The following is an 18,370-nucleotide window of genomic DNA, read 5'->3' as shown; positions in this document are numbered from 1 at the left end:
CAAGCACGGCGGCTATACGGTCGGGCAGGCCCGATCGCCCACCTCACCCTCCCGGGGAGCGCTACCCATGACCACCGCCACCACCCGCGCCGGCGACCGGCGGATCTCCCCCGTCTTCCTGGGCATCGCCGCCATCACGGCCGTCGCGGCCTGGGCCACCTGGACGGACTTCGCCGCGGACATCCGGATCGCCGTCTTCCTGTTCGTCACCGGCGCCTGGGTCGTCTCGCTCTGTCTGCACGAGTACGCGCACGCCCGCACCGCGCTGCACGGCGGGGACATCTCGATCGGCGCGAAGGGCTATCTCACCCTCAATCCGCTCAAATACACCCATGGCATGCTCAGCATCGTGCTGCCGGTGATCTTTGTGATCATGGGCGGTATCGGTCTGCCGGGCGGCGCGGTCTTCATCGAGCGGAACCGTATCCAGGGCCGCTGGAAGCACAGCCTGATCTCGGCGGCGGGCCCGCTCACGAACGTACTGTTCGCGATCGTCTGCACCGCCCCCTTCTGGCTCGGCGCGCTCTCGGGCGTCCCGACGGGCTTCCGCTACGCGCTCGGTTTCCTCGCCCTTCTCCAGGTCACGGCGGCGATCCTGAACTTCCTGCCGGTGCCGGGCCTGGACGGGTACGGGGTGATCGAGCCGTGGCTGTCGTACCGGATCCGCCGCCAGGTCGAGCCGTACGCGCCGTTCGGACTGCTCGCCGTCTTTGTGATCATCCTGATCCCCGGCGTGAACACGGTCTTCTTCGACGCGATAGACGCGGTGCTGCGGGCCCTCGGCGTGACCGACCTGGACACCTACTGCGGGCGGAACTTCTTCACGTTCTGGGAGTCCCGCGACGAGTTCATCTGCGGCCCGGCCAACTCCTAGCAGGAGGCCGACTCCTGGGCAGAGGCCAACTCCCGGGCGGCGATCAGCTCGTGGTGCTCGGGGACTGCCTCGGGGACTGCTGGGCGCGTTCCAGCCTGGCCCGGCGCAGGTAGTACCAGGCCATGTTGGAGGAGAGTCCGGCGAGCAGGATCCAGACGACGCCGAGCCAGTTGCCCTGGACGAAGGAGACCACCGCCGCGATGGCGGCCAGGGCGCAGACGGTGATGGCGTAGAGGGCGAGGCGGGGCATGGAGGCGGCTCCTGTCGGGATTCCTGGGCGGGCCTGGGACTTTCCGGGTGCGCCGTCCAGTGTCCCCCATGCCCGGCGCGCGCCCGGCCGCCGGTGGGGCGGCGGGCCGGGGACGCCAGGGGGCGGCGGGTCAGATGTCCGTCACGCGCAGTCCGGCGTGTGCCTTGTAACGGCGGTTGACCGAGATCAGGTTGGCCACCAGCGACTCCACCTGGTGCGCGTTGCGCAGCCGGCCCGCGAAAATGCCGCGCATGCCCGGGATACGGGCCGCCAGCGCCTGTACGAGGTCCGTGTCCGCCCGTACCTCGCCCAGCACCATCACATCGGTGTCGATCCGCTCCACGGACGGATCCTGGAGCAGTACGGCGGACAGATGGTGGAACGCGGCGGTCACCCGGGACTCCGGGAGCAGCGCGACGGCCTGCTCGGCCGCGCTGCCTTCCTCGGGAGTGATCGCGTACGCGCCCTTCTTGTCGAAACCGATCGGGTTGACGCAGTCGATGACCAGTTTCCCCGCCAGCGCGTCCTTGAGGGACTCCAGGGTCTTGGCATGCCCCTCCCACGGCACCGCGACGATCACCACATCGCTGGCCCGGGCGCACGCCGCGTTGTCCAGCCCCTCGACCCCTTCGACCCCCATGTCGGCGAGCCCGGCGGCGGCCGTCTCGGCGCGTTCGGCCACCCGGGATCCGATGATCACTTTCTGTCCGGCCCTGGCCAGCCGGTAGGCGAGGCCGCGCCCCTGGTCGCCGGTGCCGCCGAGGACGCCGACGACGAGCCCGGAGACATCGGGGAGGTCCCAGGGGTCCCGGGCGGGGGGCTTGGGGGTGGAGCCACTGTCGGTTGAAGTCATGGAACCGACCCTACTGGGCGGTACGGGATCCCGTTCGGGTGAGCCGTCGGCCATCGCCTCTCCCGGCGCCCCGCGCTGCGGCAGGATGCGGGCCCATGGATGCCGTACGCGTCGCACTGCTGCGTGAAGTCCTCGCGGGTACGGAGTGGCCGGCCGCGACCCGCCGGTTCGCCGGGGCCCTGCGCTCGTCCGTCGTACCGCAGGGGGGCGGGCTGCTGCTGGTCGGTACGGAGGAGTACGAGCCGTGGCACCTGGCGGCGCATCTCGTGGACGAGGCGGCGTGGTCGGGACAGCCGGAGCTGAACCCCACGCTCGTACGGCACCAGGTGCGGCCCGGCGACCCGGCGCACCTCGCCGTCGGTCTTGGCCGGCTCGAAGCGGCGGGGCGGGGCGAGACGCTGCTGGTCGTGGCGCCGAAGCAGCCGGGCTCCAGGCTTCTCGAACGGGTGTACGGTGCGAGGCGCGCCGGGGCGATGGTGCTGTCGCTGGGCGACGGGGACACGGAGCTGAGCGGGCTCGCGCATGAGGCGCTGGCGGCCGACGGGGACGGTGTGGACCTCGACACGGTGCAGCACCTGGTGAGCGCGGCGGCCGGCGAGAACGCGCTTCCGCCGACCCGGGGCCGCCGCCGTTTCCGCGACCGCCTCTCCCGCCTGACCGACCACCTGACGGCCCCACCGCCGTCCCGCTGGTGACGTCCCGCCGGACGGGCTTGCTGTGCTGTGTCCTCAAACGCCGGACCGGCTCAGTGCACTGTGTCCTCAAACACCCGACGGGCTCGATATGCGCCCACACCACGGATTTCGCGCACCGTCGCCCCGTAAATCCGGTTGCCCGGTCCGGCTGCCGGCGCCGAACATGGCCCCTCGTGGCCATGAAGCTCAGCGCGATCCTGCCGGATCTCTCACCCCTGCGTTCGTCCCGGGACTTCCGGTTGCTCTGGGTGCAGGGGCTGGTGACCACCATCGGCAGTTTCATGGCGCTGATCGCGCTGCCGCTCCAGATCAAGGACCTGACCGGTTCACCGTTCGCCGTCGGCGTGATGGGCGCGGTGGAACTCGTGCCCCTGGTCGTCTTCGGGCTGTACGGCGGCGCCCTCGCCGATGCCGTCGACCGGCGCAAGGTCATCCTGCTCACCGAGGCCGGGCTCGGGCTGCTGGCCGTCGTCCTGCTGCTGAACGCGCTGCTGCCACGGCCGATGCTGTGGCCCCTCTATCTCGTCGCGGGCGGTGTGTCCGCGCTGGTGGGCCTCCAGCGCCCGGCGCTGGACTCGATGCTGGCCCGGATCGTGCCGCACGACCAGCTCACCGCCGCGGCCGCGCTCAACGGCCTGCGCTGGCAGGCCGGCTCGATCGTGGGGCCTTCGCTGGCGGGGGTCGTCGTCGCGTACGCCGGTCACGCCGCCGCGTACGGCGCCACCGTCATGGGCTTCCTCGCCTCCGTACTGCTCTGCACGCGGCTGTCGGCGGCACCCGCCGCGCATGACGCGGAGAAACCGTCCCTGCGGGGCATCGCCGAGGGTGCGCGGTATGCCTGGAGCAGGCCCGTGCTGCTGGGGACGTACGCGATCGATCTGGCCGCGATGTTCTTCGCGTTCCCGAACTCGGTCTTCCCGTTCCTCGCGGACGATCTGAACGCCGAGTGGGCGCTGGGGCTGATGTACGCGGCCGGGTCGGCCGGGTCGGCGGTGCTCGGGCTGACCAGCGGCTGGACCTCGCGGGTGCGGCGGCACGGGCTGTTCGTGGTGTTCGGCGCGGCGGCGTGGGGGCTGGCGATCACGGCCGCGGGGTGGTTCTCAAACATCTGGGTGGTGCTGGTGTGCCTGGCGTTCGCGGGCGCGGGCGACATGCTCAGCGGTCTGGGCCGCGCGACGATCTGGAACCAGACGATCCCGGAGGAGCTGCGCGGCCGGCTCGCGGGGATCGAGGTGCTCTCGTACAGCGTGGGACCGCAGCTCGGGCAGGTACGCGCGGGCACGATGGCGGGCTGGACGGGGACGCGCCCCGCGATCTGGAGCGGCGGCCTGGCGTGCGTGGCCTCGGTGGGGCTGCTGGCGGCGGTCCTGCCGAAGCTCCTGACGTACGACGCGACGACGGACGAGGACGCGGTGCGGCGCCGCGCCGCGAAGGAAGCGGCGGCCGCGGCCTGATGTCCCGGGCCCGCCCGAGCACCCGGCACCGGGGCCGGCGGTTCCGTCCTCAAACGCCGGACGGGCTGGAGCTGCCCGCACCCGGCGTCGCCGAGCAGAACCAAGCCCGTCCGGCGCTTGAGGACGAACCGGCACCGGACGGACCCGGGTGATCCGTGCACCGGCACCACCGGACCGCACCGCGCGCCGGTCAGTCGTCGGAAGCGGCGTCTCCCTGCTTGTCGTGCCACTTCGGGTCCGTCTCCCACTCCAGATTGCGCTCCTGCGCGATGGACATCGCCTGCGATGCCTCCTCCGGCGTCGGATACGGACCGAACCGGTCCGCCGCGCGGCACTGGGGGCCCTCTTCCACCGTCCGGTGGCGGAGGCAGTAGTACCACTCGCCGGGTTTGCCGGCCGTGCGCTTCTTGAACAGGGCCATCGTCGGCTCCTTCCTCTCCCGCCATGCTGCCCCACACCCGCTGGTTAGACTCGCTGGCATGTCTGGCCAGTCACTGCTCGTACCGGGGGAGATCTCCCCCCTCCGTTCCGTACCCGGAAGAATCCGGCGCCCCGAGTACGTCGGGAAGCCCGCGCCCGCCCCGTACAACGGGCCCGAGGTGCAGACCGACGAAACGATCGAGCTGATGCGGATCGCGGGCCGTATCGCCGCGCAGGCGATGGAGGAGGCCGCCAAGCACATCGCGCCCGGCGTGACCACGGACGAACTGGACCGGGTCGCGCACGAGTTCATGTGCGACCACGGCGCCTATCCGTCCACGCTCGGCTACCGCGGATTCCCCAAGTCGCTCTGCACCTCCGTCAATGAAGTGATCTGCCACGGGATCCCCGACTCCACGGTGCTCCGTGACGGGGACATCGTGAACCTGGACGTCACCGCGTACATCAACGGCGTCCACGGCGACAACAACGCGACCTATTTCTGCGGCGATGTGGACGAGGAGTCGAGGCTCCTGGTGGAGCGGACCCGTGAGGCGCTGAACCGTGCGATCAAGGCGGTACGGCCCGGGCGGCGGCTCAATGTGATCGGGCGGGTCATCGAGTCGTACGCCCAGCGGTTCGGGTACGGAGTCGTCAGGGACTTCACCGGGCACGGGATCAACTCGTCCTTCCACTCCGGGCTGATCGTCCCGCACTACGACAGCCCGCACGCCACCACCGTCATCGAGCGGGGCATGACCTTCACCATCGAGCCGATGCTGACGCTGGGCACGTACGAGCACGACATGTGGGACGACGGCTGGACCGTGGTCACAAAGGACAGGAAACGGACCGCGCAATTCGAACACACGCTGGTGGTGACGGATACGGGGGCGGAGATTCTCACTCTTCCGTGAGGTTGCCGCGCGGCTGACGCGGGGTAGCGTTTTTACCGACAGGACGTCGGGAACCAGTTGACTTAGGTAAGCCTAAGTAAGAGTATCGCGGTAACGCCGTGACGGCTGCCCGTGGGCTGCCGCCGCCGTCGGAATCCGCCTGTTTCCCTTCCGTTCCGTCCCCTCTCGCCTCCGGAGGCCCGCCTTGGACGCAACCGCCGCCACCGCCACGCCCTTCCCCACGCCTCCCCCCACGCCGTTCTCGACGCTCATCCGGGTCGCCTCGCACGAACAGCACACCGCGGCGGAGACCTCCGCCTTCATGAGCGATCTGCTGGGCGGGCGGCTCGGTGTGGATGCCTTCACGCGCTATACGGAGCAGCTCTGGTTCGTCTACAGAGCGCTGGAAGGCGCCATGGACACGCTCAGAACGGACCCGGTGGCCGGGCCCTTCATCCAGCCGGAGCTGGCGCGTACGCCGGAGCTGGAGCGGGACCTGGCGCATCTGCGGGGGGAGCGGTGGCGGGAGGGGCTGGAGCCGCTGCCCGCGACGGCCGCGTACGCCGCGCGGGTCGAGGAGTGCGCGCGCACCTGGCCGGGCGGGTATGTGGCGCACCACTACACGCGCTATCTCGGCGATCTCTCCGGCGGCCAGATCATCCGCGACAAGGCGGAGAAGACGTGGGGCTTCTCGCGCAAGGGCGACGGCGTCCGGTTCTATGTCTTCGAGGGGATCCCCAACCCGGCGGCGTTCAAGCGGGGTTACCGGGAGCTGCTGGACGGGGTGGCGGTGGACGACTTGGAGAAGCAGCGGATCATCGACGAGTGCAAGCGGGCGTTCGACTTCAACGGGGCGGTGTTCCGTGAACTGGGCGCGCACTTCCCGCTGACGGCCTGAGCGAAACGGGGGCACGCAGGCCGGTACGGGCCGCTGGTGCGCCGTCAGCAGTGGCTAGGGCGCCGTCAGCAGCCTTACGCGGCCGCCCATTTCGATCGTGCCGTCCGGGCCGGGCGCGGTGATCAGCTGAGAGCCCCGGCCCTGGATGATGTTCAGGGCGCGGCCCAGTTCCGCGGTGAGCAGCAGGGCCGCCGCGCCGGTCGCCTCGTCCTCCGCGATGCCGTCGTCGCGCCGGGGGAACGCGCGGGCCCTGACCCGGCCCGCCGCCTCGTCCTCCCAGGCCCAGGCGTAGAGCCCGCCCTCGCCGGGCGGCGGGGCGGGCAGCGCGTCGACCTCGGCGACGGTCGCGTACCGCCGGAGCGTACGCGGCGGGGCCCACTCGGGGCGGGCGGTGATCCAGGTGAATTCGCCGTCCTGACGCACCCATACCTCGCCCGCGGGCGGGTTCACGGTCTCCAGATCGAGCAGCCAGGCCGCGCCGACGAGCGGATGCCCGGCGAACGGGAGGCGCAGCCCAGGGGTGTAGATGTCGACCACCCCGCGCTCCGGGTCGTCGACGAACACGGTCTCGCTGTATCCGAGCCGGGCCGCGAGCGCCTGCCGCCCCGCCTGGTCGGGGTGCCGGCGCCCGTCGCGGACGACGCCGAGCGTATTGCCGTACCGCCCGTCGGCCGCGCAGAAGACGCTGAGTACGTCGATGTCAGTCACCCGCGCATTCAAGCACCACGGCCCGGGCGCGCCGAATCGGGCGGGCAGGGCACGCGAGTGGGGCCGTACCGGCCGCTCCTCGCGGTCGTACGGCCCCGCTCGGTCCGTTCTCACGCGTTACGCCGGCTCCTCCAGCTCCGTACGGCGGAGCCTCGCCGCGAAGACCGCCGCAGCTCCGGCCGCGGCGATCGCGGCGGCGGCGGTGAGCAGGGCGCCCGTCGGGAGGTCGGAGCCGGTGGAGGCGAGGGAGCCGGGGCCGCCGACCGTACCGCCGCCGGCCGTTCCCGAACCGCCCGCGGTGCCGGACCCGGCCGTGCCGCCCGTACCACCGTCGGAGCCGCCCGTGCCATCCGTACCGCCGTCCGAACCGCCCGTACCGCCCGGCAGGTTCGCGTCCTCGTCCAGCGACACGGCGACCGTCAGCGGGTCGAGCGCCGTGCCCGCCGGGTACATGCCGCCGAAGGCCTTCGTACCGTCCGCCGTGAGCGTCGCCGGGACCGCGTCCAGGGTCACGACACCGTCCTCGGCCGTCAGCGCGCCCGCCGGGAGGTCCAGCGCCGCGAGGCTCAAGTCCTGGTACGTGGCGACCTCGTGCGTCTCGCGGTCCTTGGTGCTGACGTCCGCGACGAGCGTGCCCTTGCCGTCTGCCACCTCCACCCGCAGCCCGCCGATCTTGAGGTCGAGTACGTACGCGCCGTCCTCCTCGTGCCCGAGGAAGCGGACCGTACCGCCGAAGGCCGCGGACAGGGTCCCCGCGTCCGCGTCGAAGGAGCCGGTGCCCTCGGGGAAGCGGTACGCCGGCCCCGACTGCGCCGCGCCGTCGCCGAGTTCGACCTTGCCGTGCGCGATCGGGCCCGTGACGTACGAGCGGAAGGACTCCTTGACTCCCCAGTCCAGATTGCCGTCGACGATCGCGCCGTCCTCGGCCGCCGGGTCCTCGGGGGCGGTGGCGGTCGGCGAGGGGGTGGGCTCACCGGTCGGCGGCTCGGTGGGCGGCGTCACCGAAGGCGTCGGGGTCGGGGTGGGCGTAGGCGTGGGCGTGGGGCTCGGCGGCGGTGTGGAGGTGGAGTACGAGACGCCGAGTGTCGCCTTGTCCAGTTCCGTGCCCTCCGCGTACATCCCGTTGAACGCCTTCGCACCGTCCGCCGTCAGCTTGGCCGGGATGTCCTTGAAGACCATCGAGCCGTTCCCGGTCTCCGGCCGGATGCCCGCCAGATCGATCGAGGCGAGCGCGATGTCGTTCTGCGTCGCGCCGTTGAGGCTGACATCCGCCTCGATCGCCCCGCCCGTACCCTCCGTCACGAACTTCACATCGGCGATGCTGATGTCGAAGCCGTGGGCCGTGGAGACGAACCGGACGCTGCCGTCGAAGTCCGTGGTCACATTGTGCGTCGCCGGGTCATAGGTGCCGGTGCCGTTGGTGAAGGTGAAGGGGCCGTTGCCCGCGGCCTGGGTGGCACCGTCGGCGGCGGTGACGGTGCCCCCGGCGATGCCCGTGACGTACCTGCGGAAGGACTCCTTCAGCCCCCATTCCAGGGTGCCGTCCTTGAGTTCGAGCACCGGCGCGGCGGCGAGTGCGGCCGGTGCAGCCACGGGTCTGCCTTCGGGGGCGGTGGCGGGGGCGCCTGCGGCGAGGGCCGGAAGCGCGAAGGCGGATGCGCCGAGGGCGGCGGCCGTCGCGATGGCGGCGGCGAGGGTGATGGGGCGGCGTATGGCTGCCATGGGCGGTGTTCTCCTCGATGGTGTGGTACGTGGAGTGGTGGTACGGGGGGTGCACGGGGACGCCCGTGCGATGCGCGGGGGGGGTCAGCTCTCGTCGGAGGCGGACGTGGGGGCGGACGCGGTGTCGGCAGCGGACGCCGGCGCGGACGTGTCGTGGCGCCCGCGGGCCCGGGCCGTACGGACCACGAGGACCGCGGCTCCCGCGACGACGAGGACACCCGCGCAGATCGCCGCGTACGCCCCCGCGCCGATGGACGACGAGGACCGCGAGGCCGCGGCTTCCGCGACGGGGGCGGTGGGGCTGTCCGTGGCGGCGGCCGAGGCCGTGGGCATCGGCTCCGCTCCGGCCGAGGCGTCGCTGCCCAGATCGGGCAGGGCGGGCAGTTGGGCCTTGCCGTCGACGGCGACCGCGAGTGAGACCGGGTCCATCGCCGTACCCGCCGCGTAGAGGTCGCCGAAGGCCGTGGCGCCCTGGGGCGTCAGGGTCGCGGGCACCTCGGTGAGTACGGCGAGGCCCTTCTCCGGCGTGAAGTCCTTGGCCGCGAAGGTGATGAGCGGCACGCCCTTGCGCGGCGGACTGCCCTCGGCCGCGTCCGTGACATCGGCGTACAGCGTGCCCTTGCCGCCTCCGACCCGGACGGCGACCCGGGTCAGCGTCAGATCGAGGCCGGTGCCGGTGAAGCGGACCGTACCCGCGAAGCCCGCGTCGAGCGTGCCCTTCCGGGCGTCGTACGAGCCGGTGCCGCGCGGGAAGCGGAAGAACGCGCCGCCGTCCTGGGCGCCGCCGCTCAGGGTCCACTGTCCCTTCGCGATGGGGCCGGTGACGTACTCGCGGTAGGTCCGGCGCACGCCCCAGTCGACGGCGGCGGACCGGAAACGCCCGGCGGCCTCGCCCTGCTTCCCGGGTGACGTGCTCTCGGCCGGCTTGCTCCCCGGCTGCTGGCTCCCGGGCGGCTCGCTCGTGGCCGGGCTCGCGGGCTTCTCCGCCGCCGCCACATCCACGGACAGGCTCACCGGATCGAGCGGCGTACCGGCCGTGTAGTACCCGGCGAAGGCGGTGGCGCCCTGCGAAGTGAGCGTCGCCGGAACGCTGTTGAGGGTTACGGGACTGCCGCCGCCCCGCATGTCGATCCCCGAGAGATCGAGCGAGGCGAGCGGCACCTGCGAGGACCGGGTGAGCTTGCCCGAGCCCTTCGCCCTGCTCGTCATATCGGCGAGGAGCGTGCCACGGCCGCCGGATATACGGACGGCGGGACGGCTGATCGTGAGGTCCAGCTCGTACGTACCGTCCGCCTTCTGATGGCCGGTGAAGCGCACCCCGCCGGAGAAACCGGCCCGGAACGCGCCGGTCTCCGGGTCGTACGAACCGTTCGCCGAGTGGAACCGGAACACGCTGCCCACCGTCGCCGCGCCCCCGGTGAGCGCCCAGCTTCCCTGCGCGATCGGCCCGGTGATGTAGCTCAGGAACGACGACTTGATCCCCCAGTCGAGCCGCCCGCCCCGCACCGTACGGTCCGCGGCCTGCGCGCCGGCGGCCGGCAGCAGGGCCACCGGAAGCGCCAGCAGGAGCAGGGCGAGACAGAGGCGCACGGGTCTGAAGGGCGGCATGGGGTGACTCCCGCAGAGGAACGGACTGCACGAACGGACCGGAATACGGCTGGCCAGACCGGAATACGGCCGACCCGGGGCTGGGCAAGCAAGGTAAGGCTAACCTAAGCTACATTCGCCGGGAGAAACAACAGTCAGAACGAACAGGACGGTGCACTCCGTGCGCAGATCACGCCTGACGAGTGCGCTCCCCTCTGCGCTCGTCCTCGTTTTCGCCTTGGCTCTGACCGGCTGTGGCAGCGACAACAGCGCCAACGGCAACGGCGGTACAACGGCCGCGGCGGCGGCCGCCGACCGGGTCGAGCCCCTCGCCGGTACGCCCCGGCCCGCCCTCCCGGTCACCGTCGAGTCGGCGGACGGCCGCGACGTCACCGTCACTTCGGCCGACCGGATCGTCCCGCTGACCGGTTCACTGAGCGAGATCGTCTTCACCCTCGGCCTCGGCGACCGGGTCGTGGCCCGCGACATCACCGCCACCTTCGAACAGGCCGCGGAACTGCCCGTGGTGACCCGGGCGCACGATGTCTCGGCGGAGGGCGTGCTGTCGCTCGAACCGACCCTCGTCCTCGCCGACACCACCACCGGCCCCGCCGAGGCCATCGGCCAGATTCGCGACGCGGGCATTCCGCTCGTGGTCGTCGAACCGGCGAAGAGCCTCGCCGACATCGCCCGCCGCATCGACGCGGTGGCCGGAGCGCTGGGGGTACAGGCGGCCGGCGCGGAGCTGAAGGAGCGTACGGCCGCGCGGATCGCCGCCGTACAGAAGGACATTCCGGCGCGCGAGGGCCGGCAGGCAGGCCATCGCGAGGACGAGCGGAAACCACGTGTCGCGTTCCTCTATCTGCGCGGCTCGGCCTCGGTCTATCTGCTCGGGGGCGCCGACTCGGGGGCGAGTTCCCTGCTGGAGGCGGCCGGTGCGGTGGACGCGGGCAAGGAGTCGGGGCTGCGGAAGGACTTCACCGCGATCACCAGTGAGGCACTCGCCAAGGCCGCGCCGGACGCGATCCTGGTGATGACCAAGGGACTTGAGTCCGTGGGCGGGCTGGACGGGCTGGTCAAGATCCCGGGGGTCGCGGAGACACCGGCGGGGATGGACCGCAGGGTGATCTCGGTCGACGACGGGGTGCTGCTGAACTACGGGCCGCGTACGGACGAGGTGCTGCGGTCGATCGTCGAGCAGCTCTACCCGAGCGGGAGTTGAGGTGACGGCGACACCGACCGTACACGCGCAACCACCGGAAACCCCGGCTCCGGCGCCACCGCGCGCAGGCAGAAAGCAACCCCCCGCGCGCGCCGCCCTGTTGACCGGCGGGCTGCTCGCCGCCCTCGTCCTGCTCTGTCTGCTCTCCGCCGGGATCGGCGCGTACGGGATCCCGCTCGGCGATGTCCTCTCCTCCGTACTGCACCGCACCGGGCTCGGCGGCACCGCGCTCGACCGCGTCGGCGAGAGCGTCCTGTGGAACGTCCGGCTGCCCCGGGTCGTCCTCGCACTGCTCGTCGGCTCCTCGCTGGGCTGCGCGGGCGCGCTGACGCAGGGCGTGTTCGGCAATCCCCTCGCCGAGCCGGGCGTCATCGGGATCTCGTCGGGCGCGGCGGTCGGCGCGGTGGCCTCGATCGCGCTGGGGCTGAGCTTCTTCGGCAACTGGACGGTGACGGTCTGCGCGTTCGTCGCGGGGCTCGCGACGGTCCTGCTGGTGTACGCGCTGTCCCGCTCGGGCGGCCGTACGGAAGTGATCACGCTCATCCTCACCGGCATCGCGGTGAACGCGTTCGCCGGGGCGCTGATCGGGCTGTTCATCTTCTTCGCCGACAACGCGCAGATCACCCAGATCACCTTCTGGCAGCTCGGTTCGCTGGCGCAGGCGACCTGGCCGAAGGTGCTGGCGGTGCTGCCGTGCGCGGTGGCGGGCCTGGCGGTGGCGCCCTTCTACGCACGGAAGCTGGACCTGCTCGCACTCGGTGAACGGCCGGCCCGGCATCTCGGGGTGGATGTGGAGCGGCTGCGTGTTGTGCTGGTGCTGGTGGTGGCGCTGCTGACGGCGGCGGCGGTCGCGGTGGCCGGGGTCATCACGTTCATGGGGCTGCTCGTACCGCATCTGCTGCGCATGGCGAACGGTCCGGGACATCGCTTCCTGGTCCCGGGCAGCGCGCTCGGCGGCGCGCTGGTGCTGCTCGCGGGCGACCTGGCGGCCCGTACGGTCGCGGCCCCGGCGGAACTCCCCCTGGGCGTCCTGACCGCGCTCTTCGGCAGCCCGTTCTTCTTCTGGTTGCTGCGCAGAACGCGCCGCCGACAGGGAGGCTGGGCATGAGCACGCGCCGCACCCCCGGCCGGGGGTCCGGGGGTTGTCCCCCGGGCAAGCACAGTTGGCTGCTGCGCAGAACCCGCCGCCGACAGGGAGGCTGGGCATGAACACGCGCCGGACCCTCGGCTGGGGGTCCGGGGGTTGTCCCCCGGGCAAGCACAGTTGGCTGCTGCGCAGAACGCGCCGCACGCAAGGCGGTTGGGCATGAGCATCAAGACTTTCTTCGCCGCGCGTCGTCGCTCCCTGCCCGCCCCCGTCCCCGCCGGCGCCCCCCTCGCCGAAATCCGGGACCTCCATCTCCGGCTCGGGCAGCGCGAGGTGCTCGCCGGGGTCGGGCTGGTCGCGCGTGCCGGTGAGGTGCTCGCGCTCGTCGGGCCGAACGGGGCCGGGAAGTCGACCCTGCTCGCCGCGCTGGCCGCGGATCTGCGGCCCGACCGCGGCGAGGTACGGATCGACGGCCGCCCCGCGCACGAGTGGTCCGCACCCGAACTCGCCCTGCGCCGCGCCGTACTGCCCCAGGCCGCCACGCTCTCCTTCCCCTTCCCGGTCGCCGAGGTCGTACGGATGGGCCGCGCGCCCTGGGCCGGAACACCTCTGGAGGACGAGGACGAGGCGGCCGTAGCGGCGGCGATGGCGGCGACCGAGGTCGCCGGGTTCGCCGCGCGCCCCTTCTCCGCGCTGTCCGGCGGCGAACGGGCCCGTGTCGCGCTCGCCCGGGTCCTCGCCCAGCGCGCCCCGCTGCTGCTGCTCGACGAACCGACCGCCGCGCTCGATCTGCGCCATCAGGAACTGGTGCTGCGGATCTGCCGGGAGCGGGCCGCTGCGGGCGACGCCGTCGTGGTCGTCCTGCACGATCTGGGGCTCGCCGCCGCGCACGCGGACCGGGCCGCCGTACTCCACGAAGGGGGCGTCGCGGCCGAGGGCCCGCCGGCCGAGGTGTTCGGCGCCGGACTGCTGAGCCGTGTCTACCGGCAGCCCGTCGAAGTGCTTCCGCACCCCCGCACGGGCGTCCCTCTCGTCATTCCAGAACGGTGACAACGGTGCCCCATCCCGGAACACCCCCCGGAACACACCGCCCCCGAAACCGACCACTTGACTCGCCCTTTACTCAACCCGGGTCTACCGAAAAGCCCCCCGTGACCTCTCCGTATCCGCGCCGGACCCCATACGAAGAGTGAGAGCTGAATCACTGGACTAACGAGCACCACCCAGGTAAGCCTCAGTTAAGTTAGGCCCGCCTGACTTCCGCACTCCGGCCATCGTCACCTCACATTCCAGCCACCGTGGAGCCCCGCATGCGACCTGCCCGTCTCTCCGTCGTCACCGCCGTCACCGCGGTGGCCGCCCTGACCGCCGTCACGGGCTGCGCCGAGAAGAGCGACGCCAAGGCCGGCTCGGGCGCCGGCACCGTCGAGGTGACCGCGAAGGACGACGCCTGCGAGCTGTCCACGAACGAGTTCCCCGCCGGCCATGTCGAACTGGCCGTCGAGAACAAGGGCTCCAAGGTCACCGAGGTCTATGTCCTCTTCCCGGACGACCGCATCGTCACCGAGCGCGAGAACATCGGCCCCGGCACCAAGGCGAAGGTCACCGCCGAGGTGAAGGCCGGTTCGTACGAGATCGTGTGCAAGCCCGGGATGAAGGGCGACGGCATCCGCCAGAAGGTCACGGCCACCGGCGGTACGCCCGTCAAGCGCAGCCCGGAGATGGACGCCGCGGTCGCCGCGTACCGTACGTACGTCCAGACGCAGGCCGACGAGACGCTGCCGAAGGTCAAGGCCTTCACCGACGCCGTGCGCGCCGGTGATCTGGAGGCGGCGAAGAAGGCGTACGCCCCCTCGCGCATCGGCTGGGAGCGCACCGAGCCGGTCGCCGAGTCCTTCGGCGACATCGACCCGAAGGTCGACGTCCGCGCCGACGGTCTGGAGCCCGGCCAGGAGTGGACCGGCTGGCACCGTCTGGAGAAGGCGCTCTGGCAGGACAAGAAGCTGGGCCCGGACACGACGGCCCTCGCGGACACGCTCGACAAGGACCTCGCCGACTGGCAGAAGCGCGTCGGCAAGGCGGAGATCACCCCGACCTCCATGGCCAACGGCGCCAAGGAACTGCTCGACGAGGTCGCCGCGGGCAAGGTCACCGGCGAGGAGGAGCGCTACAGCCACACCGACCTGGTCGACTTCAAGGCCAATGTGGAGGGCGCGCAGAAGTCGTACGAGCTGCTCAAGCCGGTCGCGTCGAAGAACGACCCGGCGCTGGTGACCGAGCTGGACAAGCAGTTCGCCGCGCTGAACACGCTGCTCGACAAGTACCGCGGCGCCCCGGACTCGTACGACTTCACCTCGTACGAGAAGGTCGGCAAGGCGCAGCGCAAGGAGCTGTCGGACGGTGTGAACGCGCTGGCCGAACCGCTCTCCAAGCTCGCCGCCGCCGTCGTCAAGTAGGGCTCGCGCCATGACGGACGACACGCAGAACCAGCACAGCACCCAGAACAAGGGCGACGCTCAGGCCGTCGACAGGACCGGTCAGGACAAGAGGGACAAGAGCCCGTCCCGCCGCTCCCTCCTCGGCTGGGGCGGTGCCGGCCTCGCCCTCGGCGCGGTCGCCGCCGGGGGCGCGGTCGCGGCCGTCCGGGACGGCGACTCCGCGACGCCCGCCGCCGACACCGGCGCGGCCGTCCCCTTCCACGGTCCGCACCAGTCCGGGATCGCCACCGCCGTCCAGGACCGGCTCCACTTCGCCGCGTTCGACGTGACCACCAAGGACCGTGCGGAACTGGCCCAGTTGCTGAAGGACTGGACGCGGGCCGCCGAGCGGATGACCGCCGGGCACGCGGTGGGCGAGGGGGCGTACGGCGGGCTGCCCGAGGCCCCGCCCGACGACACCGGCGAGGCCCTCGGTCTGAAGCCGTCCCGGCTCACCCTGACCCTGGGCGTCGGCCCCGGCCTCTTCGCCGAGGACCGCTTCGGTCTCGCCGCCCGCCGCCCCGCCGCCCTCGTCGACCTCCCCAAGTTCCCCGGCGACAATCTCGACCCGGCGCGCGGTGGCGGCGATCTCTGTGTCCAGGCCTGCGCGGACGACCCCCAGGTCGCCGTGCACGCGATCCGCAATCTGGCCAGGATCGGCTTCGGCAAGGTCGCGGTCCGCTGGTCGCAGCTCGGTTTCGGCAAGACCTCGTCGACCACGCCGGACGCGCAGACCCCCCGTAACCTCTTCGGTTTCAAGGACGGCACCAACAACATCGCCGGCACCGACACCGCCGCGCTCGACAAGCATGTGTGGGTGGCGGAGAAGGACGGTCCCGGCTGGATGGCGGGCGGTTCGTATCTGGTTGCCCGCCGGATCTCGATGCGGATCGAGACCTGGGACCGTACGTCCCTCCAGGAGCAGGAGGACGTCTTCGGCCGGGACAAGGGCGAGGGCGCGGCGGTCGGCAGGGCGCGCGAGCACGACAAGCCCGATCTGCGCGCGATGCTGCCGACCTCGCATGTACGGCTGGCGCACCCGGACTCCCACCACGGGGCGCGGATGCTGCGGCGCGGCTACTCCTTCACGGACGGTACGGACGGTCTGGGCCGGCTCGACGCGGGGCTGTTCTTCCTGGCGTACCAGCGGGACATCCGCGACGCCTTCATCCCCGTACAGCGGTCTCTCGCGCGCTCCGACGCGCTCAACGAGTACATCCAGCACGTGGGTTCAGCGGTCTTCGCGATCCCGCCGGGCGTCCGGGACAAGGACGACTGGTGGGGCCGGGCCCTGATCTCCTAATCCTGCGAAGGGAGTTCCGACGTGTTCGGAAACTATCTGATCGGTCTGCGCGAGGGTCTTGAGGCCAGTCTCGTCGTCTGCATCCTGGTCGCGTATCTGGTGAAGACGGAGCGCCGCGACGCGCTGCGCCCGATCTGGGCCGGTATCGGCGTGGCGGTCGCTCTCGCGCTCGCCTTCGGCTTCGGGCTCGAATTCGGCTCGCAGGAGCTGACGTTCGAGGCGAAGGAGGCGCTCGGCGGTTCGCTGTCGATCCTCGCTGTGGTGCTGGTGACCTGGATGGTCTTCTGGATGCGGCGTACGGCACGGCACTTGAGGTCGGAGCTGCACGGCAGGCTGGACGCGGCGCTCCAGATGGGTACGGGCGCGCTGGTGGCGACGGCCTTCCTGGCGGTGGGCCGGGAGGGTCTGGAGACGGCGCTGTTCGTCTGGGCGTCGGTCCGCGCCTCCTCGGACGGCACCCACGCCCCGCTGATCGGCGTCCTGTTGGGGATCGCCAGCGCGGTGGTGCTGGGCTGGCTCTTCTACCGGGGCGCGCTGCGGATCAATCTGGCCAAGTTCTTCACCTGGACCGGCGGGATGCTGGTGATCGTCGCGGCGGGTGTGCTGGCGTACGGTGTGCACGACCTCCAGGAGGCGCGCTTCCTCGGCGGTCTCGCGGACAAGGCGTTCGACATCAGCGCGACGATTCCGCCGGACAGCTGGTACGGGACGCTGCTGAAGGGCGTGTTCAACTTCCAGCCGGACCCGACGGTGCTTCAGGTCATTGTCTGGGGCCTGTATCTGGTCCCGACGCTCGCGCTGTTCCTGGCCCCGGTAGGGTTCGGACGGTCAGTGGGGGTCAAGACCGACCGGTCTCAGAAGCAGAAGGCGACCGATGAGCAGGCTGAGCAGGCCGATCCGGGCAGCGGCGGGGCTCGCGACGGTGATGGTGCTGTCGCTGACGGCGAGCGGGTGCGTGACGGTGCACGGGGAGCTGGCGGTCGTACCGTCGGCGAAGCGAAGTGAGGCCGCGCAGGCGCTGAAGGACTTCACCGACGCGTACAACAAGGCGGACAAGGCGTACGATCCGGCCCTCGACGCGGACCATGTCACGGGCGCGCTCGGCCTGATCAACCAGGCCAGCCTCAAGGCGCGGAGCATCACCAACCCGGACGGCAACTCCGCGCACCAGCCGCTGGAGCTGACCGACGCGAAGTTCACGATCCCCAAGAAGGCGGGCTGGCCGCGCTGGTTCGTCGCGGACACCAGGAGCAACCGCGACACGGCGGACGGCCCGGCCTTCCGGTGGCTGGTGGTCTTTCTGCGCTCCGCCCCCGAAAAGCGCTGGGAAGCGGCCTATCTGACGATCCTCGCCCCCGACCAGGTGCCTGAGTTCAAGACGGACAAGGACGGCTGGGGCGAGGCGGTGGAGCCGGACAGTACGAAGGTGTCGGTGGCGCCCCGCGATCTGAGCAAGGAGTACGCCTCGTACCTCTCGACCGGCAAACCGGAGCACTTCGCGGCGGGCCCGCACACCGACGCCTGGCGCAAGGAGCGCGCGGACAAGGCCCGGCTGCCGGGCCTCACCACCCAGTACATCGACCAGCCGGTCACCGAGGGCGACTTCGCGCCGCTGGGCCTGCGGACGAAGGAGGGCGACGCGCTGGTCTTCTTCGCGACGCGCTTCTTCGAGCGGCAGACGGCGGCGAAGGAGGTGCGGCTCCAGCTGAACGACGACGTACGGGCGCTGCTGGAGGGCCAGGTGACGGACACGATCACCAAGGAGTGGCTCTCCAGCCAGACGGTCCTGGTGCCGGGGAGCGATGCGGCGGCCCCGGAAGTGGTGGTGGAGGGCCGCCTCCAGGGAGTGACGGCGGCGAAGGGGTCGTAGGGCGCGGATCCCGGGCAGGGCGGCGCGGGGCGGTCTCCGGGCGCGCCCCGGCCG

At 71.6% G+C, this 18,370-nt stretch carries 18 protein-coding genes; 12 read left to right on the top strand and 6 right to left on the bottom strand.

Going from position 1 to position 18,370, the window contains the following annotated elements; genetic code table 11:
• Positions 1-67 precede the first annotated feature (67 nt).
• Positions 68-874, top strand: coding sequence for a site-2 protease family protein (locus ACFU9P_RS10065; RefSeq protein WP_376379045.1), 807 nt, complete (start codon positions 68-70; stop codon positions 872-874).
• A gap of 43 nt (positions 875-917) precedes the next feature.
• Here the strand turns inward: ACFU9P_RS10065 and ACFU9P_RS10060 are convergent, their stop codons facing one another.
• Together ACFU9P_RS10060 and npdG are read right to left on the bottom strand one after the other, a co-directional pair.
• Positions 918-1,124 (bottom strand): hypothetical protein, encoded by a 207-nt coding sequence (locus ACFU9P_RS10060; protein ID WP_384078520.1) that lies wholly within the window; start codon positions 1,122-1,124, stop codon positions 918-920.
• A 130-nt stretch (positions 1,125-1,254) separates the two neighbouring features.
• Positions 1,255-1,977 (bottom strand): NADPH-dependent F420 reductase, encoded by a 723-nt coding sequence (gene npdG, locus ACFU9P_RS10055; protein WP_384078519.1) that lies wholly within the window; start codon positions 1,975-1,977, stop codon positions 1,255-1,257.
• 95 nt (positions 1,978-2,072) lie between these two features.
• Between npdG and ACFU9P_RS10050 the strand changes: the two genes are divergently transcribed.
• Positions 2,073-2,672 carry a hypothetical protein gene (locus tag ACFU9P_RS10050; protein ID WP_376379054.1) on the top strand — a complete coding sequence of 200 codons (600 nt, stop codon included), beginning with the start codon at positions 2,073-2,075 and terminating at the stop codon, positions 2,670-2,672.
• Between the two features lie 179 nt (positions 2,673-2,851).
• A complete protein-coding gene (locus ACFU9P_RS10045) occupies positions 2,852-4,126 on the top strand; it encodes an MFS transporter (RefSeq protein WP_384078918.1) in 1,275 nt (424 codons plus the stop codon).
• 190 nt (positions 4,127-4,316) lie between these two features.
• On the opposite strand, the gene ACFU9P_RS10040 is transcribed toward ACFU9P_RS10045, so the two are convergent.
• Positions 4,317-4,547 carry a hypothetical protein gene (locus ACFU9P_RS10040; RefSeq protein ID WP_376379057.1) on the bottom strand — a complete coding sequence of 77 codons (231 nt, stop codon included), beginning with the start codon at positions 4,545-4,547 and terminating at the stop codon, positions 4,317-4,319.
• 58 nt (positions 4,548-4,605) lie between these two features.
• On the opposite strand from ACFU9P_RS10040, the gene map reads away from it, so the two are divergent.
• Complete coding sequence (gene map, locus ACFU9P_RS10035; RefSeq protein ID WP_376379060.1) at positions 4,606-5,463, top strand: type I methionyl aminopeptidase; 858 nt, start codon at positions 4,606-4,608, stop codon at positions 5,461-5,463.
• A 184-nt stretch (positions 5,464-5,647) separates the two neighbouring features.
• Positions 5,648-6,340 carry a heme oxygenase (biliverdin-producing) gene (locus tag ACFU9P_RS10030; RefSeq protein WP_384078518.1) on the top strand — a complete coding sequence of 231 codons (693 nt, stop codon included), beginning with the start codon at positions 5,648-5,650 and terminating at the stop codon, positions 6,338-6,340.
• A gap of 54 nt (positions 6,341-6,394) precedes the next feature.
• Here ACFU9P_RS10030 and ACFU9P_RS10025 read toward each other — a convergent pair whose 3' ends face one another.
• The 3 genes from ACFU9P_RS10025 to ACFU9P_RS10015 form a co-directional block, all read right to left on the bottom strand.
• Entirely contained in the window at positions 6,395-7,048 is a 654-nt protein-coding gene (locus ACFU9P_RS10025) for a PhzF family phenazine biosynthesis protein (RefSeq protein WP_384078517.1), read from the bottom strand.
• A gap of 117 nt (positions 7,049-7,165) precedes the next feature.
• Positions 7,166-8,770 carry an HtaA domain-containing protein gene (locus ACFU9P_RS10020; RefSeq protein WP_384078516.1) on the bottom strand — a complete coding sequence of 535 codons (1,605 nt, stop codon included), beginning with the start codon at positions 8,768-8,770 and terminating at the stop codon, positions 7,166-7,168.
• A gap of 84 nt (positions 8,771-8,854) precedes the next feature.
• On the bottom strand, positions 8,855-10,378 hold the full coding sequence (locus ACFU9P_RS10015) for an HtaA domain-containing protein (protein ID WP_384078515.1): 1,524 nt from the start codon (positions 10,376-10,378) through the stop codon (positions 8,855-8,857).
• A 160-nt stretch (positions 10,379-10,538) separates the two neighbouring features.
• Here ACFU9P_RS10015 and ACFU9P_RS10010 point away from each other — a divergent pair, with 160 nt between their 5' ends.
• The 7 genes from ACFU9P_RS10010 (at position 10,539) to ACFU9P_RS09980 (ending at position 18,316) form a co-directional block, all read left to right on the top strand.
• Positions 10,539-11,579, top strand: coding sequence for a hemin ABC transporter substrate-binding protein (locus ACFU9P_RS10010; protein WP_384078514.1), 1,041 nt, complete (start codon positions 10,539-10,541; stop codon positions 11,577-11,579).
• 1 nt (position 11,580) lies between these two features.
• Positions 11,581-12,687 (top strand): FecCD family ABC transporter permease, encoded by a 1,107-nt coding sequence (locus ACFU9P_RS10005; protein ID WP_384078513.1) that lies wholly within the window; start codon positions 11,581-11,583, stop codon positions 12,685-12,687.
• Between the two features lie 198 nt (positions 12,688-12,885).
• On the top strand, positions 12,886-13,716 hold the full coding sequence (locus ACFU9P_RS10000; protein WP_376379083.1) for a heme ABC transporter ATP-binding protein: 831 nt from the start codon (positions 12,886-12,888) through the stop codon (positions 13,714-13,716).
• Positions 13,717-13,976: 260 nt separating this feature from the next.
• The gene (efeO, locus tag ACFU9P_RS09995; protein ID WP_376379085.1) at positions 13,977-15,122 is read left to right on the top strand and encodes an iron uptake system protein EfeO; all 1,146 of its coding nucleotides are present in this window, start codon (positions 13,977-13,979) and stop codon (positions 15,120-15,122) included.
• A 10-nt stretch (positions 15,123-15,132) separates the two neighbouring features.
• Complete coding sequence (gene efeB / locus ACFU9P_RS09990) at positions 15,133-16,446, top strand: iron uptake transporter deferrochelatase/peroxidase subunit (protein WP_376379088.1); 1,314 nt, start codon at positions 15,133-15,135, stop codon at positions 16,444-16,446.
• A gap of 21 nt (positions 16,447-16,467) precedes the next feature.
• A complete protein-coding gene (gene efeU / locus ACFU9P_RS09985) occupies positions 16,468-17,451 on the top strand; it encodes an iron uptake transporter permease EfeU (RefSeq protein WP_384078512.1) in 984 nt (327 codons plus the stop codon).
• Positions 17,372-18,316 (top strand): hypothetical protein, encoded by a 945-nt coding sequence (locus tag ACFU9P_RS09980; RefSeq protein WP_384078915.1) that lies wholly within the window; start codon positions 17,372-17,374, stop codon positions 18,314-18,316. Before efeU ends, ACFU9P_RS09980 begins: the two co-directional genes overlap by 80 nt.
• The last annotated feature ends 54 nt before the right edge of the window (positions 18,317-18,370 follow it).

Origin of the sequence: Streptomyces sp. NPDC057617 (assembly GCF_042800555.1) — a bacterium.
In the GTDB taxonomy this organism is placed as follows: Bacteria; Actinomycetota; Actinomycetes; order Streptomycetales; family Streptomycetaceae; genus Streptomyces.
The sequence above is the reverse complement of the archived record's forward strand: the minus strand, read 5'-3'. Positions and strand labels throughout refer to the sequence as shown.

Bases quoted from the DNA above. Each gene is read 5' to 3' on its own strand.
- ACFU9P_RS10045 (WP_384078918.1), top strand. From the start codon at position 2,852: ATGAAGCTCAGCGCGATCCTGCCGGATCTCTCACCCCTGCGTTCGTCC.
- ACFU9P_RS10000 (WP_376379083.1), top strand. From the start codon at position 12,886: ATGAGCATCAAGACTTTCTTCGCCGCGCGTCGTCGCTCCCTGCCCGCC.
- ACFU9P_RS10015 (WP_384078515.1), bottom strand. From the start codon at position 10,378: ATGCCGCCCTTCAGACCCGTGCGCCTCTGTCTCGCCCTGCTCCTGCTG.
- ACFU9P_RS10060 (WP_384078520.1), bottom strand. From the start codon at position 1,124: ATGCCCCGCCTCGCCCTCTACGCCATCACCGTCTGCGCCCTGGCCGCC.
- efeO (WP_376379085.1), top strand. From the start codon at position 13,977: ATGCGACCTGCCCGTCTCTCCGTCGTCACCGCCGTCACCGCGGTGGCC.
- ACFU9P_RS10065 (WP_376379045.1), top strand. From the start codon at position 68: ATGACCACCGCCACCACCCGCGCCGGCGACCGGCGGATCTCCCCCGTC.
- ACFU9P_RS10020 (WP_384078516.1), bottom strand. From the start codon at position 8,770: ATGGCAGCCATACGCCGCCCCATCACCCTCGCCGCCGCCATCGCGACG.
- npdG (WP_384078519.1), bottom strand. From the start codon at position 1,977: ATGACTTCAACCGACAGTGGCTCCACCCCCAAGCCCCCCGCCCGGGAC.
- efeB (WP_376379088.1), top strand. From the start codon at position 15,133: ATGACGGACGACACGCAGAACCAGCACAGCACCCAGAACAAGGGCGAC.
- ACFU9P_RS09980 (WP_384078915.1), top strand. From the start codon at position 17,372: ATGGTGCTGTCGCTGACGGCGAGCGGGTGCGTGACGGTGCACGGGGAG.
- ACFU9P_RS10050 (WP_376379054.1), top strand. From the start codon at position 2,073: ATGGATGCCGTACGCGTCGCACTGCTGCGTGAAGTCCTCGCGGGTACG.
- ACFU9P_RS10040 (WP_376379057.1), bottom strand. From the start codon at position 4,547: ATGGCCCTGTTCAAGAAGCGCACGGCCGGCAAACCCGGCGAGTGGTAC.
- map (WP_376379060.1), top strand. From the start codon at position 4,606: ATGTCTGGCCAGTCACTGCTCGTACCGGGGGAGATCTCCCCCCTCCGT.